This is a genomic window from Emticicia sp. C21, from assembly GCF_003418935.1.
GTDB lineage: Bacteria > Bacteroidota > Bacteroidia > Cytophagales > Spirosomataceae > Emticicia.
Window position 1 is genome coordinate 33,892 of record NZ_QVMT01000015.1, and the last position, 21,924, is coordinate 55,815.

Sequence of the window (21,924 nt, forward strand, 5' to 3'; positions counted from 1 at the left end):
AATTAATCGACCTTTATCGTATATCAAAAACTAAGTTTTAATTCATTATTTATGAAAAAGATGAGAAATCTGCTGCTGCTTTTGCTAGTGACCTCACAGACATTTGCACAGAACCTTAACATCCCGATTCCGAATAACCCTGCCGTAAAAACCGGAACATTAAAAAATGGGATTAAGTATTATATCCTTAAAAACGTTGAGCCTAAAAACCGGATGGAACTTCGACTGGTGGTGAATGCAGGTTCGATACTTGAAACTGACCAGCAATTAGGGCTTGCGCACTTCATGGAACACATGAATTTTAACGGAACAAAAGAGTTTCCTAAAAACCAGTTGGTTGATTTTCTGCAAAAATCAGGGATGAAATTCGGCGCCGATTTGAATGCTTCTACCAGTTTCGATGAAACGATTTATCAATTGCAAGTACCAACAGATTCAGCTAAATTATTTGAACGCGCTTTCCAGATTTTAGCCGATTGGTCGCATTATGCAACTTTAGATACAGCCGAAATAAATAAGGAAAGAGGCATAGTATTAGAGGAAGAAAGAGCAAGATTCAAAAATGCACAGGGACGTGTGCAACAAAAATTACTACCTCTTTTACTAGGCGATTCAAGATATGCACAGCGTATTCCGATCGGTAAAGTGGATGTTCTGACATCGTTCGAACCGGAACAAATTATCAAATTCTACCAGGATTGGTATCGTCCTGATTTGATGGCAGTTGTTGCGGTTGGTGATTTTGACCCTGCACAAGTGGAGGGTTTAATAAAGGAAAAATTCAGTAATATTCCTGAAAATAAAAAAGGCCCTAAACGTACAACCTATGAGATTCCACTATCTAAAGGAACTCAGACGGCTCTAATTGTTGATAAAGAGATTCCACAATCAAGTTTCCAGTTTATTACGAAGCTTCCACGAGAGAAAACCAAAACACAAGCAGACTATCGTACAGATATAGCAGAAAGTCTTTTTAACCAGATTATCACTACCAGATTGCAGGATATTACTAAAAAGCCAAATCCTCCATTTGTTTTTGCCATGATGGGTTATAGTCCATTCCTGGCGGGTTTAGATGCTTTCCAGGTAATAACTGTACCTAAGAACGCAGAAGGCCTTGAAACAGCAATAAAGGCTGTATTGGATGAACAGGAACGTATTAAACGTTTTGGGTTTACTAAAGGTGAACTGGAAAGAGCTAAAAAAGACTATATGTTGAGTGTGGAGAAAAGCTACAAGGAAAAAGATAAAACTAAATCGGCGGCTTTTGTAAATGGTATGATTCAGAATTATCTGCATGGGAGTGCTTATACTGATGCAAATTTCAGATATGAATTTGTGAAAAAACATCTGGATGGTATAACCCTAGCTGAGGTAAATGCCGTTGCAGCAAAAGTTATTAAAGAAGATAACCGCGTGGGAATGGTTATCGGTTCTGAAAAAGACAAGGATAAATTGCCAAACGAGGCGAGAATCCTTGAATTAATTAATACAAAAAATTCTGACCTGAAACCGTATGAGGATGAAGTAGTAGCTACTTCAATTCTGGAACAGATACCAACAGGTACTAAAGTAGTTTCAGAAAAGAAAATTGATGAAATAGGCGTAACTGAACTAACATTAGGAAATGGAATTAAAGTAGCGTTGAAGCCAACCAACTTCAAAAATGACCAGATTTTGTTTTCAGGGGTAAGTAGGGGTGGCACATCCTTATACTCAGATGCAGACTATTATTCTGCTGAATTGGCTTCTACGGCAGTTTCACAAGGAGGAGTGGGTAAATTATCAGATGTACAGTTGGATAAATTCCTATCTGGTAAAGTTGTAAATGTATTTACTTATATTGATGAATTAAATGAGGGAATATCAGGTAATACAACTCCCAATGACTTAGAAACTGCTCTGCAATTGATGTACGCCTATGTAGTACAACCACGAAGAGATGATGAAGTAGTAAAAAGTTTCTTAAAAAACCAAAAGGAATTAATTGCTAACTCAATGAAAACTTTGACGCCTGAAAAGGTTTTCAGCGATACAATTACCACTACGCTCTATCAAAAGAATTTCCGTCGCTTACCAACGAAACCGGAAGATATTGACAGAGTAAACCTTGACCGTGCCTATGAAATCTACAAAGATCGATTCAGTGATTTAAGTGATTTTACTTTTGTATTTGTGGGTAATTTTGAAGTAGATAGAATAAAGCCTTTACTGGAGAAATATATTGGTGGACTACCTTCAACTAAACGTATTGAATCGTACAAAGATTTGCACATTGATAAAGTAAAAGGTAAAGTTGAAAAAACTGTCTATAAAGGTTTAGAGGATAAAGCATCAGTAAACCTGCAGTTTAACGGAACATTTAATTATACGGAAGAAGAACGTGTAAACCTGGATGCTTTGGCAGAAGTATTGGATATTAAGCTGACTGAAAAATTGCGTGAAGAGGCCGCCGGGGTGTATTCACCAAGTATACGTGCCTCTTATAATAAATTACCCAATGCGACCTATAATCTTACGATTGCTTTTGGCTGCTCACCCGCCAATGCGGAGAAATTAGCTAAAATTTCTTTGGATGAAATTCAGAAAATTAAAACTAATGGTCCGGAATCGACAGATATTGATAAAGTAAAAGCGGAAGAAAAACGCTCAACCGAATTGCAGGTAAAAGAAAATAGTTTCTGGAATTCGTATTTAGCAGACCAGTATTTTGATGGTGAAGATTTGAATTTTATCAATCGTTACAGCAAAGAAATGATTGATAAAATAAGTGTAGAAAGCGTAAAAAAAGCTGCTAATCAATTCCTTGGAGATAACTTTGCCAAATTTGTATTGTTGCCGGAAAAAAAATAATGTAAGGGTTTATAAAATCAAAAAGCCAAATCTCAACGATTTGGCCTTTTGATTTTATCGGCAATTGACAATTAAAACGTACTCAACTTATTTCTCAATCTCCACCACACAAAGAAAGACCTCATTGTTAAAGTCAATACGACAGGAATCAAAGAATAATTAATTTCTTGCGGCAAAAATGCCCAGCTCAAAAGAAATAATATTTGAATAATTCCGTAAGCCAGAAAATGTTTAGCTAGCCAGGTGCGAGAGGTACCTTTTTTAATTAGTAAGGCAATCGGAAATAACAGAGGATAAGCCCAGATGATGTTCAAATTATATTCTGTAACCCCATGATTGGTAAAGAACCATAAGAAAACGATGAGCCAACCTACAATACCCGTTATTGAAAACAAAATCTTATCAAATAAGAAGTTGCTATTATCTTTTTTCAATTGTAGAAAAGTTAGTCCGCCAGTCAATATAAAAAGCCCCCAGAAGAGCATATTTGGTGTGATAGCTTCTTTTTCTTTTACTACGTCGTTGAGAACTTCGGGGTTGACATCGAGTTTTTGAGACACCAGCGGTTGCCAGACTCCATTTCTTTTGATTTTAGCTTTATCAAATGCATCGCGGAGATTATCGGGCAAAAACATTGCACTATCTGGGCCTGTAACACAATCCGAGGGTTGTCCTATTGCCAAATCCATTCCGAAATCTGCCCATAGTTTGTTGTTCTTTCTAGCGTATACATCTATCCATTGGCGATAACTGCTGTCAGCATGTAAATTGCTCTGAAAGCTTAAACTATCGCCACAAACCGTTTTCAAGACATCTCTCAAACGGCTTGAACAGTTATCATAAAAGAATTTATAGGCATATTCTCTGTTTTCCGGTAAATAGTTTTTTGCAAGAAAATCACTAACATCTTGTTTTTGTTTGCCAGAAAGATTTAAAACCTGTTCCTGTACCAATCTTTTTTCCTGATTCCATCCGGGATATTTTCCATATCCATTCAATTCAATCTCAAAATCAACCAAACTTATTTTGTAGGGTAATGTACCCCTTAAAAATTTAATATAAAAGCCCTGTGCACCAAAATCAAAAGCACCATAATTATACACAACATCTATTCCTTGCATAGGGTCTTTTATTCTGATACCACTGTGCCCAAATGTAGAATACAATTCATCGCCGGGAGCGATTGTCAGTAAGCTGACAGTGGCCATGGGAGAAAGAGTTTGAGCATTAGAAAAAACAGATATAAAGGCAAAGAGTATAAGCAGAACGTATCTTTTCATGCAGGATAGTGTTTTATTGCAAAGGTAAAATAAAAGCGCACAGGTTTCAAAACCTGTGCGCTTATTTCATTCTATTAAATTATATTAGTAACGTACAATCTTGATAGATGATAAACCTGTATCAGCATCAACCTTAATTTTCTTGGTAGCTTTGTCGTAGCCTGGTGTTTGCCATACGCCGTCCCCAACTTTATCAAAACCATCAAGGTCTTTTGAATTCAATGCGCCATCCATTCTTAACTCACAGCCTACTCCTTCTGGTACACTTAGTTTTACGCTGGTTACACCCGAATTGATGTCAACGTCTACATTATCAACTTTGTCGCCTAATTTCACATCAATATCAGCGGCACCTGAGTTCATGTTCAGTTTTTTGACTTTATAATCACTAAAATCGAAGTCAACTTCACCGGCGCCAATGCCCAGATCAATATCCCAGATAGGTGCTTTGTTCAATTTGATAATTACATCGTTATCAAAATTTTCATCGCTGTCGAAATGGAAATTCCCTTTTTTACCCTTTTGCTCAAATTCAATGGTTTTTACACCATTGGTCAAATCTTCTGTTAAAACATAACCACTTCTGTATTGTAGGTGAGTAGATGCTTCGAAAAGATTATTGGTTGATTCTTCTAAATCAAATTCGGCGGCACCACCACCTATTTTTAATTTGGTCTCGGTAATACCAGTAGCAAGCGGTACAGAATAATAATTTTTGTAGCCATTTCCGTCTGAACTATCTGAGTGAGAATTATGGTCATAATCGTCATCTTCGTCGTCATCATCGAAATCAACATGCCAGTCATGTTCCATATCATCTTTCCAATCATTTACGCCATCGTCAACGCATGTAAAAATTCCGAGTGGTATGGCAAAGGCAATTAACAGGGCAGATGTTGCATTATAAATAGTCCGTCTGCGATTCAGGAAGGCAAATACACCGGCCGCGATTAATAGAAGTGGCCAGAAACGGGCTATACCGCCGAATGTCCAGTTTAAATCAAACCAATCAAGATTTGTGCCTAAGAACAGGAAGCCAATCACGATAAGGATAGCACCCCAGAAAATATTACTACTTCTTTTTTCCATTGTTTTAAGAGTTTAGGACTCCCTTTATTACCTGCTGATTAGTTCGTTTGGGTAATAAAAACCCTTTCCCATTTTGGGTTAAACCTGAACGAGAAAGGGTAGGGAAGTGGGGGTTATCAAAGATTTGTGTCTATATCGTTTTTCGGATAATTAGGGAAATTATCGTCTTTACGTTCTCTCACGATTAGCCAAACACCTAAACCAACCAATACTAAAGGCCACATCTGACCGATGTATCTCCAAAGGTTAATGTGAAAGAAAGTTTTAAAAGAGAAAATAATACCCAGAATGATAAGGATTGCTCCTCCAACCAAATTGTTGTTTTGATTGCGACTGCTCATAGTTGTAAAATTTGAGGTTTCAGAATTAATAGTTTCGTTTATTGTTACGTTGGCATAACCGTATGAGTCCTTTACAGGTAATACTATCCATAAGATAATATAAGTTAAACCTGATGGAAACGGAGTGAAAAATAATAATACAAAAAGTACGCGAATAAGTGTTACATCTAAGTTAAAATATTCGGCTAAACCTTGTGCCACTCCACCTAAGGTCTGGTTTTGTCTGATACGATAAAGTCTCTTTTCCATTTTTTTGTTGTTTGGAGGCAAACCCTAAGGTTTGCCTCGTTTATATGTTTTGAGTAATTCACACCACTATCAATCGCCTCATCTTTTACCCATTTATGGGTTGATTACGATATTGTTGGTTGGCATCATTGACTCTTTTGTTGGCATAATGGCCCACAAAATGATGTAAGGAATAATGGCCGGAATAGGAGCAAAGAAAGCTACCACAAATAATACCCTAACCAAAGTTACATCTATATTGAAATACTCAGCAAAACCGGCAGCTACACCACCTAACATTTTACTACTTTTGATTCTATACAAGCGCTTTTCCATTTTCTTAATATTTTAAATGTTTAATTTTTCTTTTATTTCAACCACTGCTTTGTGATTGATGAAACAAAGATATAGGCAAAAGACGGTACTATGTATAGCAAACTACATGAATGGAAAAATTTAGTGTCAAAGGGATAAATTATATGACGATTCATCATCGCTCAATCATAAAATCCCCTTTTAAATAGCGTATGATGCGAATATAGGCTTAAATAATGAATATGAAAACCTGATTAGAGATTATTAATTAATGATTCTTAGAATCAATTTAATTTAAAAATAGTAGCTAATCAACCTCCAATTGTTCAAGAATCTCACTCAATTCATCATAATCTTTATAACCTGGGCGTATTTCTTGAGAACCTTTCAAGGCAATACCTTTAATAGGTGTTTCAGTGAGAATCTGATGAACATTGTTAGCACTAACCCCGAACCCTAGAATTACTGGGTTATCAAAAGCATATTCTTTCAGGTGATATAGGAGGAAATCTGTCAATTCCTGTCCGTCAATCAGGAAATAGCTTACAAAAGAATTATAGAGTTTAAGATAATCTTCTATATAGGCGCTATCGGCATCTAGTTTCAGAATAATTGGTTTGCCTAAGGCAGTTATTTTAGGTAAGAGCGCAGGGTCAGCAATCTGGAGTATATCAATTTCGTATGTTTGAAGTAGTGTAGCAATTTCATCATAATCTGATGATTGAGTTTCTCCGACAATCTGTACACCTGCCAGCCAGGATTGAATTTCTTTCAGTTTTTCAGCAGGCATATAGTCATCAGAGAACTTATCCATTACAAAACCCACTAATTCTACTCCCATACCTGCACAATAACGTGCATCAGATAAATTGGTGATATTACTTACTTTAACGAGTGTTTGAAGTGCCATGCTAAAAATAATGTTGTAAAAGCGCCTCAAAATTAGTTCAGAACTATTCAGAATCAAATTCTGTTGACTAATTTTGCATATTAATTCACTAAAACGGCAGACTTTGAATCTGCGACAGTTATACACATGAGTAAACACGGACGAATTTTAGTTGCCATGAGTGGCGGTATTGACAGCTCGCTTGCAGCTGTTCTTCTTCACGAGCAAGGATATGAAGTAATTGGTATGACCATGAAAACATGGGATTATGCTTCATCAGGTGGCAATAAAAAAGAAACAGGCTGCTGTAGCCTTGATTCTATCAACGATGCCCGTAATATAGCCGTAAACTTAGGTTTCCCCCATTATATTCTGGATATCAGAAACGAATTTGGTGATTATGTAATTGACCATTTCACAGGAGAGTATCTGGAAGGTCGTACGCCTAATCCATGCGTATTATGCAATACTCATATTAAATGGGATGCGCTTTTACGCAGAGCAGATAAACTGGATTGCGAGTTTATAGCCACAGGTCACTATGCCAATATCAGACAAGAAAATGGCCGACATATTATTTCGAAAGGTGTTGATACCTGGAAAGACCAGAGTTATGTACTTTGGGGAGTATCTCAGGAAAGCCTTGCTCGTACACAATTGCCTTTAGGACACCTGAAAAAAACAGAAATCAGAGCTATGGCAACTGAAAAAGGGTTTTATGATCTGGTAAATAAATCGGAATCCTACGAAATCTGTTTTGTGCCGGATAATGACTACAGAGGCTTTTTAAAACGCAGAGTTGAGGGATTAGAAGATAGAGTAAGAGGTGGTAACTTTGTGATGCAGGACGGCAAAGTAGTTGGTCAGCATGAAGGCTATCCGTTTTATACTATTGGTCAGAGAAAAGGCCTAGGCATTGCTTTAGGTAAACCCGTTTTTGTGACCGAAATCAGAAAAGACACTAACGAAGTGGTATTGGGCGAAGAAAAAGACCTTGAAAGAGACGGTATGATGGTAGGTAAATTGGTAATGCAGAAATACGAAAACCTGATTGATAGACCTTTAGAAACAGTTACTAAAGTGCGTTACAAACATGAAGGTTCGCCTGCGCAAATTGTGCAGGAAGGTGAAAAAATGAAAGTTATTTTCTATGAACCTGTTACAGGAATCGCGCCGGGTCAGGCAGCAGTATTTTATGAGGGTGATGATGTAGTAGGAGGGGGCTGGATTTTGAAAAGCTTTAAACAGTAATAGTTTATATATATTTTAATTGATAGGGACAAATTACTCAAAGGAGTTTTGTCCCTATTTTTATTATTGGTAGTTTTGTATCTAAATAATTGTTTTGCGACTAAATTTTAATCGACAACCCAACCCATGCTCAAGACCTTTACTCTATTAGCTATTTCTACTTTTTTTTCTGGTTTATGTTTTGCGTTTGATACTGACTATTCTTTTACGAATAAAAATTTTAAACGATTTCCTCATAAAACCTCAATTCACTATCGTGCATCTAAGCCATTTATAGTGCCAGATACACTTAGCAATCCGGTACCCATTTCAACAGTTATGTCAATTGCAGACAAAGACACGTTATTTAAAGTATGGGACAAAATCTATGGTGGATCCAACGATGAGGCTGTTGCAGGTATAACTAAAACCAGCGATGGTAATTTTATTTTACTCTGCGCATCCGGTTCCTTAAAGTCTGGCAATAAAATTTCGACCAATGCAGATGATTATTGGGTGATAAAGGTGGATAGGGATGGAAACAAACTCTGGGAAAAAACCTATGGTGGAGGTTTTCTTGAGTCTCCCAGTGAAATTCTGGCTTTACCCAACAACGAATTTATGCTAATTGGTACATCTATTTCTGATATAGGAAGAGATAAAACAACGCCACGATTAGGCAATCCTGATTATGAAGATATATGGGTGGTTAAGATAGATGGTAACGGAAATAAACTCTGGGACAGAACTTTCGGCTCTTCAGACAGAGATGGCGTAGCTGGTGCGGTAATAACGCTTGATGGAAACGTTGTATTGGCTGGCACAAGAAGGCAGTCAGACAATTATGATTATCAAATTATAAAAATAAATATCAACGGCGATTTGCTCTGGCAACGGTTCTTTACCGGAGATTCATATGATAGTGTTTATTGTATTGCACAATCGAGTGATAACGGAGTTATAGTAAGTGGATACTCAGATTCAGGTGTTGCCAATAATAAGTCGGCTCCTTCTAAAGGTGGATATGATTATTGGGTTCTGAAAATTGATGGTAACGGTGATAAAGTATGGGATAAGGCTTTTGGAGGGAGCGGATATGATGTAGGAAACGCAATTTTAAAAACAAATGATAATTTTTATTACTTATTAGGAACTTCCTCTTCTCCCATAAGTGGCGACAAGTCAAAAGAATCCTATGGAGGGGAAGATATCTGGGTAGTGAAAATTAATGAAAATGGAGATAAAATCTGGGATAGAACTTTTGGAGGTTTGCAGACAGAGCAATTTGTTAAAGGCTTGGTGCTTCCAAATAATAGTTTTATAGTTGGTTGCGAGACCTATTCAAGTAATTCAGGTGAAATTAATGAACCTATGTATGCAACTGATAATATGTATGTACAAGATATCTGGATAGTAAAGGTTGATTCCGAAGGAAATAAAAAATGGAATAAAAGAATTGGTGGAACTAAAAGAGAAGGTGTAGGTGATTTTTTACTAATAAGTGAAGATGAGTTTTTTTTAACAGGACGGTCTATGTCTAATATAGGATTTGATAAAACTTCAACATCCTGGAATTTGACTAATTGCACTGGCTTCAATTGTGGTGATGACTCCTGGTTAGTAAAGTATAAGCTGAAAAATAAGACAGATTCTCCTGTAACTATCAACAAAGGGCAAACAATAAATCTTATAACCAGAGATTGTTATGGGTCTGTCACATGGTCTAACGGTATGTCTGGTGTAAGTATAAACGTAACTCCTCAAAGTACTATAACCTATACAGCCACTTGCAATGTTTATGGTTCGACAACTATAAGTAGTATAGTAGTCAATGTAACAGCTTGTGGAAATGACATAGATTTAGTAGTGAGTGAAAATATTTTAGCAGGAACACCGCTTAATCCGGTTGTAAAAACAGCTAGAAACAGCATTACTGCCACCAATAGTATTGGCACCACAACAATTAATGCATCTGCCAAATACATTGCTGAAAATTCAATAACGCTAAGTCAAGGCTTTAAGGTTGAAGCCGGTAGTGTTTTTCAGACTAAAATCAGTCCAGGGTGTAATTAATTTAGTAAATATTAGGAAAGTGTCAATCTCAAAAGGATTGGCACTTTTTTTTTCTTAAAAGTAACAAATTACCGCTTAAAGCGTTATATTTGAAGTATTTACCGGATAATCTATGAAGAAGAATTTACTTGTATTTTTATTGCTTTTGCTCCACTTCTCAGTCTTTGCACAGAACCAATATCTTGTGGTGTTTAAAGATAAGGCTAACTCGACTTACTCAGTTTCTAATCCTAAGCAATTTCTTTCAGATCGCTCTATTCAACGCCGGGCCAAGCAAAAGATTGCTATTACCGAGCGAGATTTACCTCCGAATGTTTCATATCTTACTGAAATCAGCAAGAAGGGAGCGAAAGTATTATATAAATCCCGCTGGCTGAATGCCGCCTTAATTGAAACGACACCTGCTATCTTGAATCAAATACTGAAATTTTCATTTGTAAAAGGCTTAGAAGGAACGGGAGACATCAGAAGTGCACGTTTAGGCGGAGTAAGTGAATCTTCAGGGCCAGGAAATAAATTTGATTCAGAAGAAGTAACAGACAATGGCTTTTCACAAACTCAATTGGCCATGTTGGGTGCTGATAAAATGCATACCAAAGGTTTCAGAGGTGAGGGAATGCTTATTGGGGTATTAGATTCAGGTTTTCAGAATGCAGATCAATTAAGTTTCTTCAAAGATTTATTTACCGATAAAAGAGTTATAGGTACTTACGACTTTGTTGATAGGGAGCTAAATGTCTATAACGACCATACACATGGTACCAACGTGTTGTCTTGTATGGCAGCTTATGAGATTGGCAAAATTGTAGGAACTGCCTATAAAGCAAGTTATTTACTGTTGCGTACGGAAGACACTTCATCGGAGACAAAACGAGAAGAAGCTAACTGGCTTTTTGGTGCAGAAATGGCTGATAGCGTTGGAGTTGATGTAATTAACACTTCATTAGGCTATTCTACCTTTGATAATCCTGCGCAGAATTATAAATATGCTGATATGAATGGTGACCGTGCCTTGGCCACCAGAGCTGCTGACTGGGCAGCACAAACCGGAATACTTGTAGTGGCCTCAGCAGGAAATGAAGGCAATGGTTCGTGGAAGTATGTTGGTACACCAGCCGACGCCGATTCAATTATTGCCGTTGGAGCTGTAACCAGCAATCGAAGTGTTGCTACATTTAGTTCTTATGGTCCATCAGGAGATGGAAGAATTAAACCTGATTTAGCAGCACAAGGCCAAAGTACTTTAGTAGGAACACCAGGAAATACAATAGGGTATAGCAATGGTACCTCATTCGCATCGCCTTTAATGGCAGGTTTTGCCGCCAGTTTCTGGCAGGCATTTCCTGAGTTGACCAATATGCAGGTACGAGATTACCTGATACGTTCAGCAAGTCAATATGAAAATCCGGATAATAGAATAGGCTACGGGATTCCAGATTTTGAAAAGGCCTATGAAATAGCAGAGTTGGATCAACTAATTGCTAACCTGAAAAAACAAGGGAAAGATGTAGTAGTATTTCCTAATCCATCTAATAGCCAAAGCGATCCCATGAAAGTCTGGATATTAAAAGATGATGCCGGACAAAGTTTTGAATATAAACTAGTTGATATGACGGGTAAAATTATCTGGTCGCAGACTACTACCGATAAAACTATTACTCTACCTACAAAAGTTGACTATTGGCAAACGAATTACATTCTGAAAGTCACTTCTGAAAACCTGAATTTCACTACTAAAGTAGCAAGAAACTAGTTTTTGCTTATTTCAATCGTGAAATTTTGCGCTATTCGTGAACATTGTGGTAAAAATCATTCAGCCACAATGTTCATCATATCATAAGTTTACATAATTTTTAAGCCACTTAATTATTGGATTATCTTGCTTTTAACTAAGCACTTATTTACTTCAGTGACGGCCGCTAAATCTCTCAATTATTAAATAACTTTATAGTTCTTATACTCTCCAATTCTCCAACCTGTTAGTTTCTCAATAAAAAACAGAACCTTGTTTTTTAGGCTGTACTTTTTTTCAGCTACATTAAATTTAAAATTCCATGAAGCACTTTCGATGCGCTTCTGCATCACTTTAGGGTGCGTATACTCAAAAATTCGGAGCGAATCTATTTTTGAATAATCAAAATCTGTGGTATCCAATTGCATTTTATCAATCTCATCCTGTGTATGCCAAAGCGTGTGGAAACTGCGTACTTTCTCTGCCATTTTTTGAGGCGGTCTTACCCAACCATAATGATAAATGTAAGCATCAATGGGCTTTACATATAGTTTAGTATTATCCAATTTACGGAAGCCTTGGGCATCACGATATGAGGCTACATTTTTTGTGTTTCTAATGATTCTTATCTCATTTCTATACCATTTTCTTGAATCGGCTACATAATTAAAAGAACCGTAGAAGTGCGTATATTTAAATAGTAGTCCCTCCACAGCCATATCATGTTCATATTGTTGCATGGCCAGTCGGATGTTTTCGTAATATTTTTCGTGCACTACTTCATCACACTGGATATAAAATGCCCAGGTAGTATCTGGTGTAATTGCTGCAATAGCTTTATCAGTCTCAACAGCTAAAACTCTCCCGCCCGTTTTCAATGATTCATCCCAGACAGTTTCAATAATACTTATTTTATCTGAATCGATTGATTGAATCAATGCCAATGTGTCGTCATCTGATTTTCCTACTGCTACAACAAACTCATCACATAAAGGCAATACCGAAGTAATGGCTTCAACTGCAGGGTAATCATATTTTATAGCATTTCGAACTATGGTAAATCCTGTAACTTTCATCAGATTGTTATTTGTCCTGTTTTCCAAACCATTCTCATCACTGAATCTTCATTATTCAATTCTTCAACTTTGCTTAATTCAACCCAAGCTAAATCATTCGATTCTTCTGTAATAACTAAAGGTATTGCTTTATCTGCTATGAATAAAAAACGTATATCATAATGAAGATGCGCCGGAATACCTTTTCTTTCTGGTATTTCATGCACATCTACATCAAATATAGACTCATTAACCGATTGAATATCCTGAACTCCTGTTTCCTCTATAGCTTCTTTTAAGGCAACTCTTAAAACATCGCTATCGCCATCGCAGTGCCCACCAGGTTGGAGCCATCTATCAAGTTTCCGATGATGCGTTAGCAGAACAAACTTACCGGAATTGTCTACAATCCAGGCTGAGCCTGTTACATGTCCAATTAATAACTCCCTATCAAAGCAGTTCGGGTGAGCATTTATGAAGTCTTCTGTCACCTGGGTCATGTTTGCTTCAAAAACATCGGCATAGATATGCGCATCAAGTAATTCAAGTATTTTTTTTCGGTGCATACTTCAACAATTATTATTAATTTGCGTCGAAAATTAGTTTATTAAAACAACGAAATATCACAATTAAATGAAAAAAATTGCATGTCTTATTGTAAGTTGTTTATTGTCAGCAACTTATGCTTTTGCTCAGGTAGCACCTGCTCCAAGTCCTGGTGCTACGATTTCTCAGGTAGTGGGTACTACAAAAATTTCAATCGATTATTCTCGCCCAATGTTAAGAGGCCGTGAGATTTTCGGAAAATTAATTCCTTTCGATAAAGTTTACCGTACAGGTGCAAACGCCTCTACAAAGATTGAAACTTCAAGTGATATTACCGTTCAGGGAAAAACATTGAAAGCAGGTAAATATGCGATTATGTCTATCCCTACAGCTACTAACTGGACAGTTATTTTCAGTAAAGACCTGAATGTCAACGAGCAAAGCTATAGCCAATCAAACGATGTACTACGAGTAACAGCGCCGGCCCAAACTGTGCCAACAGTTGAATCTTTCACAATTGATTTTTCTGATGTAAAAGATGACGCAGCTACTCTGAATATCTCCTGGGAAAAAACAAAAATTTCTCTGGCAATCGGTGTAGATAATGTCGCTGCTATGGAAAGTGCCTTGACGCAAAAAAATAATGATGCCGCTGGTGCTTTCCAACAAGCAGCAGAGTATATGCTTTCAAAAGGAATGGATTTAAACAAAGCCTTAACATTGGTTGACAAATCATTGGCTTTGCGTGAAAACTTCCGTAACAACTGGGTAAAAGCACAAATCCTTGATAAATTAGGAAGACCTTCAGAAGCTTTAGGCTTTGCTTTAAAAGCACAAACTTTAGGTGATGGCGATGGTGTATATCCTTTCTTCAAAGATGGTATTGAAAAAGGTATCACAGATTTGAAATCGAAAATACCAGTAGAGACACCTGCAGCTACTACTCCTGCAAAATCAAAGAAAAAGAAAGCCTAATAGCAACTAAAATATAATATGAAGTCCCAAATGGAATACATGCCATTTGGGACTTTTGTTTTACAGGAGTATTAAAAATCACGTTTCAAGCCAACAAAAATTTGTAGACTATTTGAGAAAAACATATTTACAATTAATTTTAGACAAAATAGTCCAAATTACTCAATCACTAAATACTTACCATGACTACTGACTCTATTAACTCTAAAAAACAAACCCTTTATATTATCCTGTGCGGTATTTTCCTAACCAATGCTATAGTTGCAGAAATAATAGGTTCAAAAATATTTTCAGTTGAACAAACTTTGGGTATTGCTCCCTTACAACTACCACTTTTTGGTCAGAAATTCGATTTCAATATGTCTGCAGGAGTATTGAACTGGCCATTTGTATTCATTACTTCTGATATTATTAATGAGTATTTTGGTAAAAGCGGTGTGAGGAAAATCTCATATCTGACGGCGATTCTGATAGCTTATGCTTTTATCATTATCTACCTTTCAACTATTGTTACTCCGGCAGAATTCTGGATTAATTATAATAGCAAAGATTTATCTGGTAATCCGTTGAATATCAATGATGCCTATAAAATTATTTTCCGACAAGGGTTAGGTATTATTTTAGGCTCAATTACAGCTTTTTTAGTGGGGCAAGTTTTAGATGCCACGGTCTTCCATTGGTTACGTACCCGTACTAAAAATAAGATGATATGGCTTAGAGCTACGGGGTCAACGCTTATCTCGCAGTTAATAGATAGCTTTGTGGTAGTGTTTATAGCCTTTTACGTGTTTAACAACTGGACATTGACGGACGTGTTAACAACAGGTACAAACAATTATATTTATAAATTCACTGTGGCTGTCTTGTTAACGCCTGTTATTTATCTTGCACACAACCTGATAGATAGATATTTAGGTAAAGAACATGCGCATAAAATTATTGATGAAGCCACATTTACACCGATGTGATTAGATGATAAAGATAAGCAATCAGGATTTCAGAGGGCGAGATTAAGCATAGTATAAGTAACTATTTTAACGATAAAGGAGCAGTATTTTACTGCTCCTTTATCGTTGGGAATTTCGACATATCCACCTGACAGGAACCGCAGCCTTTTGCGCATCCTGCGTTATTTTTGACTGCGAATTGTTTTCTAACCGTATTACCTAAGTAAGCCAGAGCTCCTAAAAATACGACACCGATAACCATATGCTCTATCATCTTCTTCCTAAAGCTTGTAAAATATGTTGATAATGATGCTCTGAATGCCAGGCATACAAAGAAATTACTTCCTGAATCTCAAAAGACTTCTGATAACCACTGTGGTAATAAGTCTTTTTTAAGGCTTCTTTATCCAAACCCTTAAACAAAAACACCATCCGTTTATGTACACCCTCTACAATTTGTAAGGAGGGCTTAATAGGCAACTGATGGTCGGGTAATTGTGCCCACGCTGCTTCATCATAACCTTTTATTGGCGGATTTTGTTCAGTCAAAGCAAAATGAATGCGTGTGAACATATTAATATGGCTATCCGCTAGATGATGTACTACCTGACGGACAGTCCAGCCTTCAGGACGATAGGGTGTATCCAATTCAGCATTGTTTAACTTAGCCGTCAAAGTTTTTAGACGTGCAGGAAATTTGTCTAAAACTCTGATATGGGCTTTTGTATCTATCAATGTATATTTTTTGCCGTAGACAAAATCACCGATCGGGTATTTTAATTGTTCAAGTGTCATAAATATCAGGTAGGTAAATTAGAGTATATTTTAGTTCCAGTATTGCTGTATTTCAGTCAATAGTTCCGCATGAACGGCTGAACCTGCCACTACATCACCCCTGAAAAGATGTTCATCAGTACCCGAAAAATCAGTGGCTATTCCACCAGCCTCAGTAATTAATAGAATACCAGCTGCCATATCCCAGGAATTGAGATTGTATTCATAGAAACCATCAAAATAACCACAAGCTACATAGGCCAAATCAATTGCGGCTGAACCCATACGACGCAAACCATGTGTCTTCTGCATGAGAGATTCTAGTATTTTTAGGTATCTATCCTGATTCTCAAATTTATAGTAGGGGAATCCCGTAGCTAATAGACTTTCACCTAAATGTTTGTTAGCGGATACACTGATTTTTTCACCGTTTTTAAAGGCACCTCCACCTTTAATCGCAGAAAATGTTTCTTGTGTACAAACATTGTAAACCACACCTACTAAAACTTCTTTTCCTTGTGCCAATGCCAAACTTACTGAATAATTTGGTAGGTTATGAATAAAGTTGGCAGTACCATCCAAAGGGTCAATAATCCAGTTGAGCCCTGCCATATCTTTGGTTTCAGCTGTTCCTTCTTCAGTAATAAATCCTGCTTCCGGCAGAATTTGTTCCAGTCTACTGACAATCAGTTTTTCTGTTTCCTTATCAACGTACGATACTACGTTATTCACAGCTTTATACTCAACTGATGCGGTACTGAATTTCTTTGCCTCTGTGGCAATAAATTGTCCTGCTTCCTGTGCTACCAGAATCACTTCCTGACAGATTTTTTCTAAATTCATATTTTCTGTGGCGCGAGCTTCCAGTTCGCATAATATTTTATAAACCCTGTATATTCTTCCCTTTGGGATATTTTACATTATATTTCAAAATAATCTCTTTATTATCAAGCGGTTGTAATGTCAGATTCCAGATGAGCTTTCCTGTTTCTTTGTTATAGTCAGCGCCTTGTAATTCTTCTGTTTCAACTTCAATTCTACTATCCTGCGAAATAGGTATCTGATCTTCAATAACAATATTAATAGGTTCACTCTTTGTGTTTCTCAACGTGATTCTGAATCCAAAAGATTCTCTAACATTCGAACCAATATTTCGGCGTGATTTAAATGCTTCAATGGTCTCGCGCTTGGTAATAATTTTCTTATCACGGCCCAATGAAATTAATAAAGAGTCTTTGGTATCACTATTGGCAATAGTTGAAGTACCTACAAATGTGCCTTCAAAATAAATATTCGCACTTCCCGGAAGCAAATTATATTTTTCCCAATTGGTAATGATTGCCGTAAGGAATGCGTCTCTATCATATTTTGGAACAGCATAATATTTATAAGTGGCAGGCAAGTTGAAATTCTGAATATCCACCATCTCAGGATTTCCTCCTGAAATAATTGTATAAGGCATGGTGATTTCGAAGTTTACCGCCAAAGTAGTTTGGATGGTATTGACGAAATTGGCCGTTGTTGCCATCTTGTCTTGGTCATCACTTTCAGAGGCAGGTGCGGCAGCTGCCTCGCTATTATATAGTGCCTTGCCATCCATTGCTCCTCTTGCTAGCGGTCTGGGTTCAAAAACGCTTACATATTGGGCATATAGTTCTGGCTTTGTACCACCTTCAGATGGATTGGAAGTTGATAAGGTAAGCCTTACATTTTTCCAGTCAATACCTGTATTCTGAAATACGTTTGCGCGATAACCTAAAGTGATGTCACTTTTCACATCTTTGGCTCTTATATCATACGCTGGAGACCAGCCAGCCGCATTGGCTACATAACTCAAATTAATATCCAAAGTAGCATTGGATTTTGATGATACTGTCAATTCTATTTCTCCTGCAGGTTGGTTCAAATTACCACCCTGAGATGTCAATTGTCTTTGCAGACGAGCCAATTTATCATTCGCTTCTTTTGATTGTCGGGCTAATTGCATCTGGCGAGTACCTATTTCTGTCAGCTTCGTACGAAAGAAATCAAGCATTTCTTTTAAGTCCTCCGGTGTTACGCCATCTTTTTCGTTCTTGATATTGGAGTTTGCCATCAGCATGTTGCGCTCATTATCAGCTACTTTTATAAGCATGTCGATGGTTTGTACTTCCGTAGTGGTAATTCTGATAGAATCTTCCAGCACATTCCGCTTTTTATTTCCCAGATAATTATGTTTGAATTTTACTCCCATTATTACCACATCTCCCTTTCCACCTACCTGTATGCTGCTTGGGTCAATGGTTGAAGCTACATTGCTGATAATCAGCTTTGTAGTTCCAGCCTGAAGGGTGGCACGTACTTTGGCATCAATCTGCGCCCGGTTCAGAAATACGGTAATGTGTTGGTTGTCAGCATCTACCCGAACCTGATTCTGAGAGAAAACAAAGATTCGCATGCCCAACAAAAAAACAATAAAAAAAGGAGAGCCTCTGAAAAAAGATTTTTTCATAACAAATAGGTTTAGATACAAAGGTGGTTGAACGTGTAAGCCTAAAACACATTAACGATTTTAATTGCTTAAAATTTAGCTAATCCTGATGACAATTTTAAGAAAAAATATTGGGTTTGACGTTTTTTATTTTCCTTTGCTGAAAAATAATGAAAGGATAAAATCAAGAATGCATTTGGTAGTAAAAGCATTTACGCAATGATTGTCCGAATTACCTGATTGATAACATGATTAAGGAAAAAAGATTAAGAAGTTTTACGGAAAGAATATTTAAAGCTATTGGTTGTTCAACCAAAGATGCCAAACTCGCTGCAGATGTACTGGTTTCAGCTGATTTAAGAGGAGTAGATTCTCATGGAACTGCTCGTTTAATTGGCTATGTGAGATTATACGATCATGGAAGATTGAATCCTACCCCGCAAATCAAAATCATTCATGAAACTCCCTCAACGGCTGTTATTGATGGAGACAAAGGTTTAGGGTTGGTAGTAGCTCCTTTTGCCATGAAAGTGGCCATGAAAAAGGCTAAAAGATATGGTTCCGGTTGGATATCGGTTCAAAATTCCAATCACTTCGGCATTGCTGGCTATCATTCAATGCTGGCACTGGAAAACGATATGATTGGTTGGGCAATGACCAATGCCGCGCCTTTGGTTGTACCTACTTTTGCCACCGAAAAAATGCTGGGTACGAATCCGATTGCAATCTCAGTGCCTGCAGGCAAACAACCGCCATTTGTGGCTGATTTTGCTACAACTGCAGTAGCTTATGGTAAATTGGAAATTTTGCAACGCAAAGGTTTATCAGCCCCTATTGGATGGGTACAAGATGCGGACGGTGGGCCAACGGATGATTCAAATGCTATCAAGAATGGGGGAGGGCTTTTGCCATTGGGTGGAGACCGTGAGCATGGCAGCCACAAGGGTTATGGATTGGGGTCTATTGTTGATATATTTTCCGGTGTTTTGTCAGGTGCCAATTTTGGGCCCTGGGTGCCTCCGTTTGCTACTGCAGGTTTTCATGGGGTTGCTGCCGAGCAGGTCGGTAAGGGCACAGGACATTTTTTAGGGGCAATGCGGATCGATGGTTTCCGCCCGAAAGAAGAGTTTAAAGCGAGTATGGATACATGGATTAAGCGTTTCAGAGAGGCTAAACATATAAGCGGAAATCCTGTCCTGATCCCGGGTGACCCTGAAAGAGAACTGGAAAAAATCAGAAGAGCCGATGGTATCCCTCTGAACGAAAAAGTAATAGAAGATTTAAAAGGATTGGGAGAACGATTCGGTGTGAAGTTTTAACTATTTATCTTAACAGTGTAACGGCCCCTTGACTTTTTACAATAGCTCCGTCACTTAATTCTATCAAAACCTTAAAAGTATAGATGCCTGACGGAGCATTTTGCCCATGATAAGTACCATTCCAACCATATGCCTCATCAGATGGGGGGATGTTTTCTTTGATGAAAATATTGCCTCCCCAACGGTCGTAGATGCTCAACTCTTTTATCTGTCGAACACATCTGGCCCCATAAATAAAAAATACATCGTTTACACTATCACCATTTGGGGAAAAAGCCTGAGGCGCATAGACAGTGCTACAGGTATTTACTTTTACATGAAAGATATCTTCTTTTTTGCACAAATCATCATTGACTGTTACCTTGTAAGTAGTATTTTCAGTTGGTTTTACCCATGTTTCTGCACAATTGGCACAAATTACACTATTATCATCCGGTGACCATTCATAGATATAATTCCCAACCGGACTTGCCAGGGCATTTAATTCTACGCTATCTCCCAACATCATACTGAGGTCATGCGTCTGTGTAGGTAAATCAAAATTTCTGACTGTAAGATGTGTAGTGATAATGCTGTCACAGACGGGATTTGGGTAAGTGACTCTTGTAACATAGGTACCAGGAGTAGTATAATTCATCGTACCTACTTTCAGTGCCTCTCCCTGACAAATGGTTTTATTTTGAGTAAACAGAGTTACCGGATTGACTGATAGGTTTAGCGTAACAGTACTATCACAAATGCCAAACCGATTAATATTCTTGATAAATTGCCCCGGTGTTGTGTAATCCTGATCTTCAACCGTAAATTTCTGCCCATCACAAATTGAAATATGTAAATCGCTTGTACCGGCCTGATATTTAATAATATAATCTAATCGTAGTTCACAAGCATCACTAATACTGCCTAAAGGAACAACTTTTACATAATACTGGTCGCCTAATTTAGCTTTAACTTTAATAGTTGGGGTAGTTTCACCGGTATTCCATGTATATTTTTTAAAGCCATCAGGCGCTTTTAAGGTCATATAGCCATCAGGATCAGGGCATATAGAGGTAGCTTTAACCTCTGACTTGATACACTCGGCATCAAAATAAGCATAGCCTTCATGTGAGTTTTTAGTACAGCCGTGGGCTGTAACTTCTACCGAAATCGTTTGTCCTATATAATCTCTTAAATCTACAGCCCCGGTTGTCCAGTTTCTATATTGATACACACCTTGGGACTGAAAGCCATCGGCAGTTCCATCTTTGTATAACTGAACATCAAATGAATTGCAAACTAATTCCTGTCCGGTTTGATTGCGTATAATAATGGTAAACCCTGGCTTTTGGAATGCTAAATGTCCTGACTGGTCATTTTCAAGAACAACAGCAAATTTGTATTGAAATAAAGTGCTTTCTGATGTGACAATGAAAGACGTCCTGAGCCTGGCAAATCGGTTACCGGTTTCGGTATTGCCTATTCTGATAGAATGGGTGCTTCCAGGAGCTACCATAGGTATGGATTCTACGTTGATTTTAGGGTCCCTACCATCCCCTAAACTGGTAACATAATGTTCCCGCCCTCTGGTGCCGGTGATATCCGGCCCATAGAAAAATTGTTGATTTGAATCATAGACCGGGCCATAAGATAAAACCCAACCACTGGTATTCCCCAATTCAAAGCCGATATTAGATAAATCAGTCATTTGTGCCTGACTGAGCAAAATATTAAACAGAATAAAGAATAATAAAGGTAATATTCTTTTCATAGAGGATATCTGTTTAGGGAAAATTCTTAAATCATACAGTCGTTTTAATAGTAAAATT

Annotated in this window: 18 protein-coding genes; 7 read left to right on the forward strand and 11 right to left on the reverse strand. The window is 37.5% G+C overall.

Features of this window, described 5'->3' with window-relative positions; genetic code table 11:
* Positions 1-60: 60 nt before the first annotated feature.
* On the forward strand, positions 61-2,853 hold the full coding sequence (locus tag D0T08_RS24240; RefSeq protein WP_229239042.1) for a pitrilysin family protein: 2,793 nt from the start codon (positions 61-63) through the stop codon (positions 2,851-2,853).
* Between the two features lie 71 nt (positions 2,854-2,924).
* Here the strand turns inward: D0T08_RS24240 and D0T08_RS24245 are convergent, their stop codons facing one another.
* The 5 genes from D0T08_RS24245 to D0T08_RS24265 form a co-directional block, all read right to left on the reverse strand.
* Entirely contained in the window at positions 2,925-4,133 is a 1,209-nt protein-coding gene (locus D0T08_RS24245) for a DUF4105 domain-containing protein (RefSeq protein ID WP_116985342.1), read from the reverse strand.
* An 84-nt stretch (positions 4,134-4,217) separates the two neighbouring features.
* On the reverse strand, positions 4,218-5,222 hold the full coding sequence (locus tag D0T08_RS24250) for a LiaI-LiaF-like domain-containing protein (protein ID WP_116985343.1): 1,005 nt from the start codon (positions 5,220-5,222) through the stop codon (positions 4,218-4,220).
* Between the two features lie 116 nt (positions 5,223-5,338).
* Entirely contained in the window at positions 5,339-5,812 is a 474-nt protein-coding gene (locus D0T08_RS24255; protein WP_116985344.1) for a PspC domain-containing protein, read from the reverse strand.
* A gap of 93 nt (positions 5,813-5,905) precedes the next feature.
* The gene (locus tag D0T08_RS24260) at positions 5,906-6,127 is read right to left on the reverse strand and encodes a PspC domain-containing protein (RefSeq protein ID WP_116985345.1); all 222 of its coding nucleotides are present in this window, start codon (positions 6,125-6,127) and stop codon (positions 5,906-5,908) included.
* Between the two features lie 286 nt (positions 6,128-6,413).
* Positions 6,414-7,016, reverse strand: a complete 603-nt coding sequence (locus tag D0T08_RS24265; RefSeq protein WP_116985346.1) for an N-(5'-phosphoribosyl)anthranilate isomerase — start codon at positions 7,014-7,016, stop codon at positions 6,414-6,416.
* A 126-nt stretch (positions 7,017-7,142) separates the two neighbouring features.
* Between D0T08_RS24265 and mnmA the strand changes: the two genes are divergently transcribed.
* The 3 genes from mnmA to D0T08_RS24280 all read left to right on the forward strand — a co-directional run bounded on the left by mnmA (position 7,143) and on the right by D0T08_RS24280 (position 12,051).
* Complete coding sequence (mnmA, locus tag D0T08_RS24270) at positions 7,143-8,246, forward strand: tRNA 2-thiouridine(34) synthase MnmA (RefSeq protein ID WP_116985347.1); 1,104 nt, start codon at positions 7,143-7,145, stop codon at positions 8,244-8,246.
* 126 nt (positions 8,247-8,372) lie between these two features.
* Positions 8,373-10,298 (forward strand): 3-coathanger stack domain-containing protein, encoded by a 1,926-nt coding sequence (locus D0T08_RS24275; protein ID WP_116985348.1) that lies wholly within the window; start codon positions 8,373-8,375, stop codon positions 10,296-10,298.
* Positions 10,299-10,410: 112 nt separating this feature from the next.
* Positions 10,411-12,051 carry a S8 family serine peptidase gene (locus D0T08_RS24280; RefSeq protein WP_116985349.1) on the forward strand — a complete coding sequence of 547 codons (1,641 nt, stop codon included), beginning with the start codon at positions 10,411-10,413 and terminating at the stop codon, positions 12,049-12,051.
* A gap of 182 nt (positions 12,052-12,233) precedes the next feature.
* Here D0T08_RS24280 and D0T08_RS24285 read toward each other — a convergent pair whose 3' ends face one another.
* Positions 12,234-13,106: a glycosyltransferase family 2 protein gene (locus D0T08_RS24285; RefSeq protein WP_116985350.1), complete on the reverse strand. Its 873-nt coding sequence runs from the start codon at positions 13,104-13,106 to the stop codon at positions 12,234-12,236.
* Positions 13,106-13,651: an NUDIX hydrolase gene (locus tag D0T08_RS24290; protein WP_116985351.1), complete on the reverse strand. Its 546-nt coding sequence runs from the start codon at positions 13,649-13,651 to the stop codon at positions 13,106-13,108. Before D0T08_RS24290 ends, D0T08_RS24285 begins: the two co-directional genes overlap by 1 nt.
* Before the next feature lie 67 nt (positions 13,652-13,718).
* Here D0T08_RS24290 and D0T08_RS24295 point away from each other — a divergent pair, with 67 nt between their 5' ends.
* Positions 13,719-14,606: a DUF2911 domain-containing protein gene (locus tag D0T08_RS24295; RefSeq protein ID WP_116985352.1), complete on the forward strand. Its 888-nt coding sequence runs from the start codon at positions 13,719-13,721 to the stop codon at positions 14,604-14,606.
* A 182-nt stretch (positions 14,607-14,788) separates the two neighbouring features.
* Positions 14,789-15,574 carry a queuosine precursor transporter gene (locus tag D0T08_RS24300; protein WP_116985353.1) on the forward strand — a complete coding sequence of 262 codons (786 nt, stop codon included), beginning with the start codon at positions 14,789-14,791 and terminating at the stop codon, positions 15,572-15,574.
* A gap of 249 nt (positions 15,575-15,823) precedes the next feature.
* Here D0T08_RS24300 and D0T08_RS24310 read toward each other — a convergent pair whose 3' ends face one another.
* Genes D0T08_RS24310 through D0T08_RS24320 form a run of 3 tightly spaced genes read right to left on the reverse strand, consistent with a single transcriptional unit; the run spans position 15,824 to position 18,818 of the window.
* Positions 15,824-16,348, reverse strand: coding sequence for a YfiT family bacillithiol transferase (locus D0T08_RS24310; RefSeq protein WP_116985354.1), 525 nt, complete (start codon positions 16,346-16,348; stop codon positions 15,824-15,826).
* 30 nt (positions 16,349-16,378) lie between these two features.
* Positions 16,379-17,170 carry an inositol monophosphatase family protein gene (locus D0T08_RS24315; protein ID WP_116985355.1) on the reverse strand — a complete coding sequence of 264 codons (792 nt, stop codon included), beginning with the start codon at positions 17,168-17,170 and terminating at the stop codon, positions 16,379-16,381.
* A 37-nt stretch (positions 17,171-17,207) separates the two neighbouring features.
* The gene (locus D0T08_RS24320) at positions 17,208-18,818 is read right to left on the reverse strand and encodes a DUF4139 domain-containing protein (protein WP_116985356.1); all 1,611 of its coding nucleotides are present in this window, start codon (positions 18,816-18,818) and stop codon (positions 17,208-17,210) included.
* A 227-nt stretch (positions 18,819-19,045) separates the two neighbouring features.
* On the opposite strand from D0T08_RS24320, the gene D0T08_RS24325 reads away from it, so the two are divergent.
* Complete coding sequence (locus D0T08_RS24325) at positions 19,046-20,116, forward strand: Ldh family oxidoreductase (RefSeq protein ID WP_116985357.1); 1,071 nt, start codon at positions 19,046-19,048, stop codon at positions 20,114-20,116.
* 4 nt (positions 20,117-20,120) lie between these two features.
* Here the strand turns inward: D0T08_RS24325 and D0T08_RS24330 are convergent, their stop codons facing one another.
* On the reverse strand, positions 20,121-21,866 hold the full coding sequence (locus D0T08_RS24330) for a gliding motility-associated C-terminal domain-containing protein (protein WP_158561341.1): 1,746 nt from the start codon (positions 21,864-21,866) through the stop codon (positions 20,121-20,123).
* Positions 21,867-21,924 lie beyond the last annotated feature (58 nt).